This is a genomic window from Acinetobacter sp. YH01009 (genome assembly GCF_013420765.1).
In the GTDB taxonomy this organism is placed as follows: Bacteria; Pseudomonadota; Gammaproteobacteria; order Pseudomonadales; family Moraxellaceae; genus Acinetobacter; species Acinetobacter amyesii.
Map to the genome: position 1 here is coordinate 15,404 of NZ_VOYE01000005.1, position 12,524 is coordinate 27,927.

The 12,524-nt window shown below is 35.9% G+C and carries 10 protein-coding genes; 9 read left to right on the forward strand and 1 reads right to left on the reverse strand.

Annotation, left to right across the window (positions count from 1 at the left end; all coding sequences use genetic code 11):
* Positions 1–78: 78 nt before the first annotated feature.
* The 9 genes from FTT76_RS06685 (at position 79) to FTT76_RS06725 (ending at position 11,731) form a co-directional block, all read left to right on the forward strand.
* Positions 79–975 (forward strand): HNH endonuclease, encoded by an 897-nt coding sequence (locus FTT76_RS06685; RefSeq protein ID WP_180190181.1) that lies wholly within the window; start codon positions 79–81, stop codon positions 973–975.
* 14 nt (positions 976–989) lie between these two features.
* A complete protein-coding gene (locus tag FTT76_RS06690; RefSeq protein WP_257235047.1) occupies positions 990–2,156 on the forward strand; it encodes a hypothetical protein in 1,167 nt (388 codons plus the stop codon).
* A 57-nt stretch (positions 2,157–2,213) separates the two neighbouring features.
* Entirely contained in the window at positions 2,214–5,396 is a 3,183-nt protein-coding gene (locus tag FTT76_RS06695; RefSeq protein ID WP_180190183.1) for a hypothetical protein, read from the forward strand.
* Positions 5,397–5,449: 53 nt separating this feature from the next.
* The gene (locus tag FTT76_RS06700) at positions 5,450–8,266 is read left to right on the forward strand and encodes a type IV secretion protein DotL (RefSeq protein WP_180190184.1); all 2,817 of its coding nucleotides are present in this window, start codon (positions 5,450–5,452) and stop codon (positions 8,264–8,266) included.
* 259 nt (positions 8,267–8,525) lie between these two features.
* Positions 8,526–8,699, forward strand: coding sequence for a hypothetical protein (locus FTT76_RS06705; RefSeq protein WP_180190185.1), 174 nt, complete (start codon positions 8,526–8,528; stop codon positions 8,697–8,699).
* A gap of 84 nt (positions 8,700–8,783) precedes the next feature.
* Positions 8,784–9,716 carry a DUF6685 family protein gene (locus FTT76_RS06710; RefSeq protein WP_180190186.1) on the forward strand — a complete coding sequence of 311 codons (933 nt, stop codon included), beginning with the start codon at positions 8,784–8,786 and terminating at the stop codon, positions 9,714–9,716.
* Between the two features lie 15 nt (positions 9,717–9,731).
* Positions 9,732–10,193: a hypothetical protein gene (locus FTT76_RS06715; RefSeq protein WP_180190187.1), complete on the forward strand. Its 462-nt coding sequence runs from the start codon at positions 9,732–9,734 to the stop codon at positions 10,191–10,193.
* A 15-nt stretch (positions 10,194–10,208) separates the two neighbouring features.
* Positions 10,209–10,721 (forward strand): hypothetical protein, encoded by a 513-nt coding sequence (locus FTT76_RS06720; RefSeq protein ID WP_180190188.1) that lies wholly within the window; start codon positions 10,209–10,211, stop codon positions 10,719–10,721.
* Positions 10,718–11,731 carry a hypothetical protein gene (locus FTT76_RS06725; protein WP_180190189.1) on the forward strand — a complete coding sequence of 338 codons (1,014 nt, stop codon included), beginning with the start codon at positions 10,718–10,720 and terminating at the stop codon, positions 11,729–11,731. Before FTT76_RS06720 ends, FTT76_RS06725 begins: the two co-directional genes overlap by 4 nt.
* Positions 11,732–12,142: 411 nt before the next feature.
* Here the strand turns inward: FTT76_RS06725 and FTT76_RS06730 are convergent, their stop codons facing one another.
* The gene (locus FTT76_RS06730) at positions 12,143–12,520 is read right to left on the reverse strand and encodes a hypothetical protein (protein ID WP_180190190.1); all 378 of its coding nucleotides are present in this window, start codon (positions 12,518–12,520) and stop codon (positions 12,143–12,145) included.
* Positions 12,521–12,524: the final 4 nt, after the last annotated feature.

Sequence of the window (12,524 nt, forward strand, 5' to 3'; positions counted from 1 at the left end):
GAGGTCTTTTTTTATTTTAAAAGAATGATATCCATGTTTTAATTTATAACAAGAAAAATAGTTTTATTAGAGTTTTAAATGAAGCGTAAAAATCGAAAATTTGGTATTTTAAGACCAGTATCTGGTAGCACTGAAAGCCAGAATATGAGAAGAGATAAAACCATTCACATGGGTTTTAAAGATAATGAAGTCTTAAAGGCTGTCATGGCTAAGAAACCGTCCAAATGTTATTTTTGTGAGTTTCATGATGAATACTTTTTAGAACCTCATCACTTAGATGGTGATCATACAAATCATACGGATGATAACGTTGTTGCTGCATGTACTTTATGTCATGCACAGAACCACATCTTTGGATTGGCATTGGATAAAAAGGCTGAAATCTGCGTATTAAGTGCTGATATATCGCAAGAAATCTTAAATCAGCTCCAACGTACTTTATTAGTCTTGTCGCATAAATCCGATCACATAGATATCGAACTTTCTAACTTTGCACGGCGCCATAGACAAGAACTATTCTTAGAGCCCTTAAAGCGCCACCAACGTCCTAACCCAGCAAAAATCTCTGATGCAGAATATACAAGACTTATGTTTGAGGATATTCAAGCATTTAATGCAATCAAAACGCGCACTCAAAACATAGATACGAACTTATATTTTACCCATATAAAATTTAACAACATGGAAGAGTATGAGGAAGCTAAGCAAGAGGATACGTTAAACGCAAATGTAGACTTTGTAGACCAGTTAAGAAAATACAAAGACTGGTATTTAAGCGCTATTAAGGAAAATAAAAACTTTTCGCTATATCAATTAGCTAAATCTTTGGCTCTAGTGACAGATGAAGCTTATGAGGCCTTTGAATTACCAAACCATTTTATTGTTTTTTCACCAAGTATCTTTACCAATGAGCAATATGAGTACTATCAAACTTTAGATGTATTCAAGAACATCAATTTGAAGCGAGTACAGTAATTATGGCTGATTCTATGTCTGTAGAAGAAATTATATCTGCGATAGTGGTACAGCCATATAAACCTGAAATAATCAACGATACGGCGATCCTTGATAGTGTTTTTGAATCTGATCTATTAACAGAAGATGCTTACAGCTTTATAGGACCATATTTATATAGATATTGGGATCTTGGTCTTGATCAAGTTCCTAAAAACACTCATGAACAACTTACAATTTTTCGCTTGGGTGTTATAGGGACTGAATCTTTTAATCTTTTGAGTAATTTGTATATACCAACTACAAGAGACACGGGGCACACTTCAAACACGTTAAGATCTTTACACATAGTAAATATATCGACAGTTGCCAGGCCCTTAGATTGCAATGAATCAGATATTTACCATCAAGATCCCTTTGTAAAGGCATTACTTCTACTTAATTTACCAGTAAATGCAGAGTGTTTAGTACTTGATGAAACTCTTGCTCATTTAAAGGACTTGATAGCCAAAAGCGAACTCGACATTGATCTACAAGTAAAGCATTCAGTAAGTGTTAAACATAAGAAGCTACTTTCAAATGAATATGTTTTCGAAAATGCTCTTTGCTTACTTAGTGTGCCGGAGCAAGTAAACATCGCACAACAGATGTCAAAATACTTTCCTTTATTGCACTTACCGACAACCCAAGAGGATGCAAGTAATCAGATAGATACTGGTAGTTTAAAGATGAGCTCATTGCAGTCTTTTTGTATATACCAAAATTTAAAACTATACATATCAAAAGTTTTCCTAGATCAAGATCTGTATACAAACCCAAGTATCTATATCGAATTTGATAAAGTTAAATTTCAGTTAAAAAATACTGGTTCACTTAATTTTAAGGTGGGTACTTTAGATACCGATAAAACAGTATTAGAGAATACCTTTTGGCAACTTATTAATAAGGGTTTAATGTTTGATGTTAATAGTTTTAAGAGTTATGTTGAATTAAAGGTAGATGAAAACTCTAAAACTGATGTATATACCGAATCAAAAAATGATAATATCCATTTTAACAGTACTTACTATGAGCTTTTATTGAGATTGATTTTAGATCCTGATTTGTTATCTGATCGTCTAAGTATTGAAGAAGCAATCTTAAATAAAGATTTCAATAGTGTTTTAAATGTTCTAAGCGAATTACCCTTGTTTAAAGAGTAACGCGCTAACGTCTAATCAAAGATAGACATAGAAAGGTGAATACATAAAGGTGTTGTAATGAGTAAGCAAAAAGCAGAAAAACCAAGTTATAAGAAGACGGGATATTCGAAGTTTGAAATCATTCTGATGCTCTTCCTGCAAAGTATGAAAGCAGATGTAGAGGATTATTGTGATTTAGAGACTGTAGCAGATGAAAATACGTTTGTTACTAAGTCTGGAGCAATGATTACGATCTTAGAGTATAAGGGCATTAAAAGCTTAATCTCAGGTGACGTTTTTAGTCGTCAAATTGCGTCTATGACAGCAAACCTACGAAATTTCTTTAAAGAGAAAGGGCATACAATTCATCTAGCATTTAAAGTGGACTATGACACTCCATATGCTATTCATGATCTTAATGCAATGCAGAAAGCTACAACTTCTAAATGCAAAATGAACATGGATATTATCATTGATGAAATGACAGAAACTATTGCTTCAGGGGTGTTTAACGAGACTTGTTATATAGCTTTAATTAGTGAACCGTCACTTTTAACTAGCATTGATACGGCGCAAGATACAAAAGCTCGTAAAAAGCTTTTAAGCCAAATACAAATGCCAAGTGCTGTTAACGCACAAGACTTATTAAAGGCTTCAGACAGTCTTTATATTCACCATGAATCATTTGTATCTCAATTCTTAAACTCGCTTTCAACAGAAGAGTTTCCAGCTATTTTTGAAGTGTTGAATGTAGTAGAAGCTGGTCGTGCCATCAAAAAGCAATTAGCATCGAATTCAACATCTGATGACTTCACGTTATCAGTACCAGCAATGAATACACGACTACCGATGCGTTGGAAAGAGATACCATCTGAAGAAGATGCTTCTCACGTTTTGTATCAGCCGATTGCTGAACAATTAATGACAAATACAATCCTACCTGGTTCAAGCCAAGGATCATTCTATCCAGTAGGAAGTGTTATTACAGACGGTGTTGTATATGCGCCATTGATGGTAGATATTTGCCCAGCGAAAACAAACGCATTTGAATCTTTATTCCGTTTACTTCACCAGGCCAAAACTTACGACAATGAAGGGAACATTCGTTCTATTCCATATGCAGTCTCTTACTGTATTACTGGTGATGGTATGGCTGGTACGATGCTCAAGCGTACATTATCAAGCATCATCCATTTTATGACGGCGCAAAATAAAGCAGTAAGGAACGCTGGTAATGTCCTTATGGCGACTAAAAATGACTTAGATCAAGTTGATACAGTTGCTGGACTACAAATGGCAATGATGACTTGGGCACCAAATACAGAAGATGGTGTTTCAGTATTGGTAGGTCGCCGTCAAAAGTTATGGAAAAGTTTTGAGGCCTGGGGCGGTACTAAGGTAATGGAACAAGCTGGTGACCCTATCTTAACGTGGGCATCACATATTCCCGGTATGATGGTTCGTAACCATGCTCCAATATCTCCAGCGCCACTGTTTGATTTATTCTTTATGTTGCCACTAACGCGGATTAACTCACCTTTTCATAAAGGGCATCAGTTAAACCGTACTATTGACGGTAAGTTGATTTTATTAGACTCATTCTCTAATGACGTTACTGTTTGGACCACAATCAATATTGGTAAGCCTGGTACAGGTAAATCTGTAACAATGAATAAAGGAATGCTAGAAGACATTATCATGCCGGGTAATGAGCGTATTCCTTTGACGTACATTATTGATGTTGGTGAATCCAGTCGCGGTCTTGTTGAAACAGTTCAAGATTCATTACCAGATGATATGCGTCATATGGCGATTTATCAGCGTATCAAGAACAGTAAAGAACAGGCGATTAACCCGTTAGAGTTTTCTATGGGGCTTCGCTATCCACTAAACTATGAAATGCGTCAAATGAAGGCTTTTCTAAGTTCATTGGTAACACCACCTGAATTAAAAGGACGTCCTTCAAAAAATACATCAGACGTAATTGGTGATGTTCTTAAACAAACATTCCATTTTGCTGATGACAATAATGCTGATCATAAGGCACGTATGTATATGCGCTTTGCTGATCCAGAACTTGATCGCATCATGGAAAAGCATGGATTGATTAAAGAGCATTCAGATGAGGGTAAATACATCTCTTATTACAGCCTACGTGATCATTTTCATTCTATTGGTGAGGTACGTGGTCGAACTTTAGCCCATCGTTATGCAATGCCGACAATTGAAGACATGTTGAATGCACTTACTGACTCTTCAATTACAGATATTTGGCGTGATGTTCATATTGATAATGAAAATGCACTAAACTTCTTATCACATCAGATCTTAGCTGCCAAAAACAGCTATCCAGCCTTTTTCTATCATACAAACTTCGATATCGGGAATGCGCGTGTAGCATCTATCGACTTAAACGAAGTAGCAACCTCATCAGATCCAAAGACAACATCACTATTCTTCCAGATTGTACGTATGTTCATTAAGCGTAAATTTGCTGTCAGTAAAGAGGATATTGCTAAATTCCCTCCATTGTATCGAGACTATGCATCTAATTTGATTCATGAGCTTTTAGAAGACCGTAAGATCATGTCATACGATGAGTTACATGTAGCTAAAGGTGATCCAGTATTATTAGAAGAACTCGCTGAAGATGCTCGTACATTACGTAAATGGGGAGCGCGTTTAAATTTGGCATCACATAAAATCGAAGACTTTAAAGACTTGGCTGGTTTTGCAACGGCGTATGTCATTGTCGATCCTGGCACAATGGAGTCTCGTAAAGCTATTCAAGAGTCAGTTGGTTTAACAAATCTTGAAATGGAAGCATTGGGTTCAGGTAGTGTAGGTTTCTCTGAACACGGTTTAACGTACTTCAGTCGTATTAAACTCAATAATATGGAGTGTGCTGGACTATATACAGTTAGTTTGGGACCTGTTCTATTATGGTCTTTAAGTACACAGCCTGACGAACGTTCACTTCGTAACTACACTTTTGATTTAGTCGGTGATCGCTCAAAAGCACTGAAAATTCTTGCTCAGTTTTATCCTCGTGGTGCAAAAGATCAAATTAAGACACGGCGTACAATGATTGAGAAAAACTCAAAAAGCCGTGGTGCTGATTTTGATGAAAAGAAAGTTACAGCTTCTGTTATCTCAACAATGGCCAATGAAATGGTTGTTGAATATCAGCGTTATGAAATGGAACAGAACATGAAGAAAAAGGTTTTAAGTAGTCGGAATAATGAAGCACACGCTTCTTAATTATTCTAATCAACTATACCTTTTTAAAGCATAAGTAAATAAAGTAGGTTGGAATGTCTTCTACACAAAAATACGGCACACAGACAAAGTTTAGACCTCATTCTCTAAAACGGGACACACGTCCTGGTTTAGAGAAAATCCATTTAAAGTTAACGGACATTGACGGCGCTAAATACATTGTAGGAATACTGGCAGTTTCTGCAGTAATCCTATTTGTGATGCCTTTTGGTGGTGAAATATTTTTAATCATCACTTTCTACTTGCTCAGACGCTATACACACCCAAATGACTATTTTTTTGAATGGCCATTTCGTGCGCCGTTGCACTCTAACTCTTTAGATGCATCTACGGATATCACAACTCGCGTAAAAGATGATGTATTAGATAATCCAAAAGCATTTTTGGAGTATGCACGTAATCATCGCGATAAATTGCAAGGTGAGGGTGTAACGTACTTAGGTAGATGTCGTGATACAGGTTTACCAGTATATTCGTCTAACTCGGATGACAGGACGCATCAGATCGTATTAGGTACAACTGGTTCAGGTAAGACAGAATATATGTTGGGTAACTGTGCGAACCAATACGTACAGAACTCTGGATATATCTTCGTAGATGCGAAAGGTGATACCAAGGCCCAACAAGATCATTATCGGTTATGTAACCGTTTTGGTCGTAATGAAGATCTATTAACGATCAACTTCATTACTTCTGGTCGAAATATGCTCCGCGCTCAAACAGATAAGATGACCAACTCAATGAACCAAATGAGTAATACCAGTTCAGGTATGCTTATCGAGTTCTTGATTAACCTGTTAGATGATTCTGGGGGCGGTGGTGGTTCTGATATGTGGAAAGGTCGTGCAATTGCATTTATTGCAGCATTAACCCGTGTATTGGTATATCTACGTGATAATGGCTTTATTCAATTGAGTCCAAAAGTATTCACGCAATACATGGAATTGGAAGCACTGGAAGAACTCGTATTTTCACATTGCGGTAAGTACGGAATTGACTTTGAACGTGTAGCAGAACAGCTACAGGGGTATCTCGTATCTTTACCAGGTTATTCAACAAACCCAAAAAGTCTGAAGAAGCAAGAAACTAAAACTCGTGAACAGCATGGTTATATCACTATGCAGCTCACTAAAGCGATTAACGACCTGACGTTTAACTATGGCCATATCTTTGGTGTTGAACATGGTGGTGACATTGATATCTTTGACGTTGTTTTAAATCGCCGTATTTTAACAGTCCCACTACCAGCTTTAGAGCGTTCACCAGATTCATTAAAAACGCTTGGTAAACTTATCATTGGCTCAATTAAACAAATGATGGCTGGTTCCCTTGGTAACCGTATGGAAGGTTTACGCCGTGCCATTATTGATGCGCGTCCTACCAATGCAAATACTTCATTTAAGCTATTTTTAGATGAATGGGGATATATCGTTATTGTTGGTGCTTCAGTACTTCCAGCTCAGGCGCGTTCTTTAAACTTCTCTATTACTTTTGGTGCACAAACATTTGAAGATATTGAACGTGGATCTAAAGAGGAAGCAGCTGCAACTTGGGGTAACACGACCATTAAAGCAATTGGACGTACTACATCAGGTGCTAAGAGTGCTACATATGAACTTGTAGATGGTTTTGCTGGTGAAGAGTGGCAAGGTAAAATTAACTCACTCAGTATGCATCAAGGTTTAATCTTCAACCGGTCAGTGCCTCAGAATGAAGTTCAATTTGCCAAAGAGAAGCGTGTAACGATCGAACAAATTGCTGGTCAACATAACGGCGAGTTTACTTTATTGATCTCAACTAAAGGTGAGGGTGGTAAAACGTCAGATGTCAAAATTGTTTCGATGCTTGCTTTCTATGTTGCTGGTGAACAACCAAAATACTTACGTCTAAATGACCTCTGCCCAATTTTCAATATTCAAAAGTCTGAGATCTACGATCCAACCCTGAAGATTGAATACTTTAAAACAGAAATTGAAGAAAAACATACTCTCTTAACTGATAACAATACTGCTGCGAATACTACAGAAATTGCAGATTTCAAAATCTGTCGTTCGCTAAATAAAATCATTTATGACAATGACAATGTTATCGGTGATTTCACCCAAGATTTTATTCATCAGATATTGGATGCTAAACGACTAGAAGCTGTAGTCCCAGAAGGTATGGAACCAGGCCAGCAAACAGTAATGGTAGCTGGTGGATCTAAAAATGAAATTTCTAAAGATCAAAAGCATCTTGAAAGTATTGTATCTGCCCATGGTCAAGCTTCGATTCAAGACCAAATTATTGAGAAGCGTAAAAAATTCCAATTTTTCGGTAAAGATTCATCACTTTCACCTCAAGTACAGGCTGGAGAGTTTAATAAAGCTGATTTAGATGCGGATTTTAATGCACACGGCGAAGCTGTTGCTGTAGATACGAATACTGAATCTGACACATCAACTGAACAGGAAACAGATCAAGCTACTGAAGCACCACGCGCCATAATTACGCTATTGAACCTTGATAGTTACTATGACGAGTTACGTGAGATTTTAAACGGATATGATCTTAATGTAGCGCCGATCAGTGATTATCAAATCGTGTCTATTCCCCGTCATATTAAACCTGAAGATCAAAGTGAATATGTAGGCGGTGTTACTGCAACCCTAGATCATGCAATTTCGCATTCTAATAAAGAAGAAATGGAAGCTAAAGAAAAAGACTTTAGATCAGCAATGGATAAAGCACTTACAACCAATCCATTTAGTCATCCATGCTTAACTCTTGATAAATTGCTGATTCAGCTTGCAACTAAAGGATCTATCAACGCAATTCGCGCTGGTATTTCTATTAAGAAAAAGGATGATTGAATGAAATAGGGTATAGCGTACTTAAAACATAAAAAAGGTCTCAAAATAGAGATCTTTTTTTATTTTGTTTTAGTTCATAAGTGGTAATAAATAAAATTCTAGACTCCCTTAAAGGTACTTGATCATTGGAAGGAGGTTTTTAAATCTATTTGGTATATACCATCTCTAATAATATTTAAGTAAATGTTATTTCACTTTACAAAATTCAGTACTTCAATTAAATTCGCACTTATTAAGTAATACAGATTGGCGAAATATCATGACTCAAGAACTACTGGAAAACCTTGTAACACTTGCTAAAACTGACTATCGTTCACGTTTGCAGCTTAAAAGTGTGGAAGTGGTTAAAGATTCAAAAGTGATTTCACCACGTTCAAATAACGCCGTTCAGTCTTCATCTCTTAAAACACAATTGCCACACTACATTAATTAATTTATAAAAAAAAATGTATAAGCACTTTTTATATTAATATAGGTAGTAGATTTTAATTAACTATTATTAATAGGAGTGCTTAAAATGTTGGATAAATTATTGTCTTTCGTTTCACTAAAGCATGATCTCTATCAAAAACTAAAATTACAGCCAATCGAAAGATTGTCTCTTGATAATTTTAACAACGTGAATATTGATGGAATTTACCCATTTCATAAACTTGCTATTGATAAGTTATATATCGATTCACGAAATTTCATACCTACCAATATTGCTAAATTTTCAATGAGTACGGAAGAGACTTGTCAGATTGCTGATTTGTTCAATCCAATTTTTGAAGTTAATCACTATCCTACTTATGCGATCGACATATCTGAGATCCAAGCATTTTCAGCTTCAAAATCCAATTTAGATGCTTACAGTGATGTTGATGTATTACTCAAAAAGAATAGACCTGAGCTCATTCAATCAATTACAGAAGAAGCTCTAAAGGAAATGCTGTCTCATGAAGAAATTAGTATTGTTAACTCTCCAGAGACTACATCTGATTCATTTTCAATTTTTGGCTGGAGTCCTAAAATTGCCATTTGTAATCATGGTGGATTCCATCATTTAGCAGCTGCTCAATACATAGCAAAGCAGTTAGATCAGTTTGTATGCCTTGAAGCTAAGACAACTTGCTATACGTTAAATGAAGCAGCTTTGAAGGCATTCAATCAACGATATGTGGCTTTCGTACTTACGAGTTCAACGCTTAATGGACTAGTGGAACATTTTGAACGGAGTGAATTGAAATTTATTCGTATGGATTTCAACCCTAGTCTTCTCATCGATCACCAAGTCTATTTTTTTGAAACCCTTGCTGAAAACTCGCGAATCATCTCATTGTTCAAAGAACGTTATACATGCCTGAATGAAGTTTTAGCAGAGCGAATCCAATTCCAAAATCAAAACCGAATTCTTCAGGATTTTTCAGATTTCATTGGTTGTACGAACATTCAAAAAACTGCCATATAAAGAGGATAAATATTAATGAATGAAATGTTTGAGAATAAAACCTACCGGTTATTTGCAATTATTATTGCATTAGTCACTTTATTTATATTCTTTTATATGTTGTCTCTAGGAGAGGGATTAATCTTAAGCTTCGCAGTACCACTACTAATTGGTGGCCTGGCAATGTTCAAGCTGTACAACTATTTCAAAAAACAGAACCCATTTGTTAAAACAGAAAGTTTAGCTGTTTTATACACTGAATTAAGCCAATACGATCCAGATTTACTGAAAGTATTTAGCCAATTTTCTAATGGCCAAAAACGAATGACATTGAGAGATCTTCAATCGATTCGAAACACATATGCTGCTTCAATTAATTATCAGCAGTTGCAACAACTCATTAATGACGGTAATGAAGAAAGCCAGTACAAAGTCGATCAATACAATTATTCACTCAGTCTATTGGATGAGTTGATTGAACAAACACAATACGCTTAAAGGGAATGTAATTTTATGAAAAACCTTAATAATATATTCCCAATACTTTCTAGTGCGGTGATTGGTGGCTTAGGTCAGCATCCTGATCCAATAAAGCGGAAAATAGGATACGGCGCAATTCAGTTGTATATACCAAAAACCCAACTGTCTGAAACCAATGTATATGATCTAAATGTTGAACTGATTGAGATCGCAAAATATTCATCTGACCAGACCAACTATAGTGTTGAGCACCACAAAATTAATGCAGCATCTCAATTATGGGCTTTGTTAAAATTGGATCATATTTGCCAGGCCGGGCGTCCAGTGATTGATCAAAATGGGTATGTGGAATGTATGCTTTCATTGCCCATACATGCATTGTCTAACTTTCTAGGCCCTGAACTTATACAGAATGAACTTATGTTGCCCTATATGGCCATTGATCAACAGGATCAGAGTAAATGCTTACCAATCTGGTATGACGAGATAGTTAAATCGAATGATTCATATGTAAGTGGAAATTATTCGGATTATGTTCAGCAATGAGATTTTCTAAAGCTAATTTTAAAACGCCGTTATTTATTGTTTGCATTCTGCTTGCAGCATTAACTTCTTTTGGTTGGTTGTATTTCTCAATTATTGAACCAGTAGGGTTTACCAATCTGTATCTAGTAATACTGTATTTGGTCACGGCGCTTCTGAGCTACTATTTTTCATGGATTATATTTTCATCCTCGACCAATTTCAAAGAACGTGTTGTCCTTACCTCAATCATTAGTCTATTTGCAGCACCAGTAATAATGTATTTACTTTCATTTGCATTTTTAAATACTGTGTTTGCCGTGGAAAGGTCAAAGTTTGAAAAAGAACATTTAAACGAAATTGAGGGGAATAGTTCATTTTATTCAATCCAGCAGTTTGCTAAAAAATACTATAACGCTCCACTTGTATTAGGTGGGTATGAAGAAAGCTGGGCTCTTACAACTCTTAATATTCCTCAAGCTTCACCAGCATCTTTAAGATCCGGTACCGGTTATTGCACTGTAAATATGTCAAAACCTAACTTGCAATATATGTATAGTCGTAGTTCCAATAAGATCAAATATGAAGATTGGGAAATTATGGTGTTAGCTCATGAATTAAGTCACTGTCTTGACCGTGCAGCAGATTTACCTGTTGGCCTGGGTGAAAAGATAAAAGGTGTATCCTCATTAGCTCCATCTGTACGCAAGGATGTTAAGTTTGACGATATTCAGACTTATCTTAAAGCTGAAGAGCAACCAGAGACGCAATTGTGGCGTGAAGCATATGCAGATGTATTTGCGATAGGGTATATGTCCTTAGTAAAAAATGGCAATATTTCGGATTTAAGAGACAGTCTAATCAAGTATAGAAATGGTAGGAAGGAAGATGTTACGCATTATACGGCGTGTTGGCTGGAGTATTCCAAGACGGTAGCTAATCCGAAGACGGGTTTTGAACTTAATGCATGGGCAAATTTTATTCGAGTTAAAGCGCCGTGTGATCTAAAAATAGAAAATAAGGATTTTGAATAAATGAAACAAATCGTACTGGCAATCTTATTCTTAGTATCAACTGATTCTATGGCCAATAAGATTACAACGAACCAGGCATCGAACTATGTAGGCAAAAACGCAACTGTCTGTGGAATCATAGCTGAGATAACGACTATTCGAAATGACACGTTTATAAACATAGATAGTCCACACCCATATCAAAAGTTTTACTTCTATGTGAATAACCAGACTTTAGGTAAACAATATTTATATAAAAATGTTTGTGGTACCGGAACAGTCAGAAGCCACAAGGGTAAATATCAAATTAAGCTTACAGATATAAGATCTTTATCATTTCGATAATTTAAATAAAAACGCACTAAAATGTGCGTTTTTTGATTCTAAACAGTTAACTGAACTGTCCAAGTAGCTATTGATTTACTACATCAATTAAGAATATGTTTTTTCCTCTATAAAAAGCGCAATATAAGGGTCTTCTAAGGGTCCTAAACTTGCAGCACCGCTTCTTACAAAGTTATTGAGGAAGTCTCTTCGTGAGGTTTCTGTGAGCAATTCACATGAATGAAACTTAAATGCTGAGAGTTCTAATTCACAATCTTCTAAATAAATATATTGTGCGATGCCATGTAATAAAAAAACACGAGTAGATCCTTCAAATTTCTTGAAAAAACTTAAGAGATCCTGATGTAGAGATATTTCTATGACGATACCTTGTCCTATTACAAAAACTATAGATGTATCCCCAACAGAATAAACTGTAGCTACAACAGTTTCTGCTTGTTCAAAATCTATAGTTTTCGAAGACATTTTC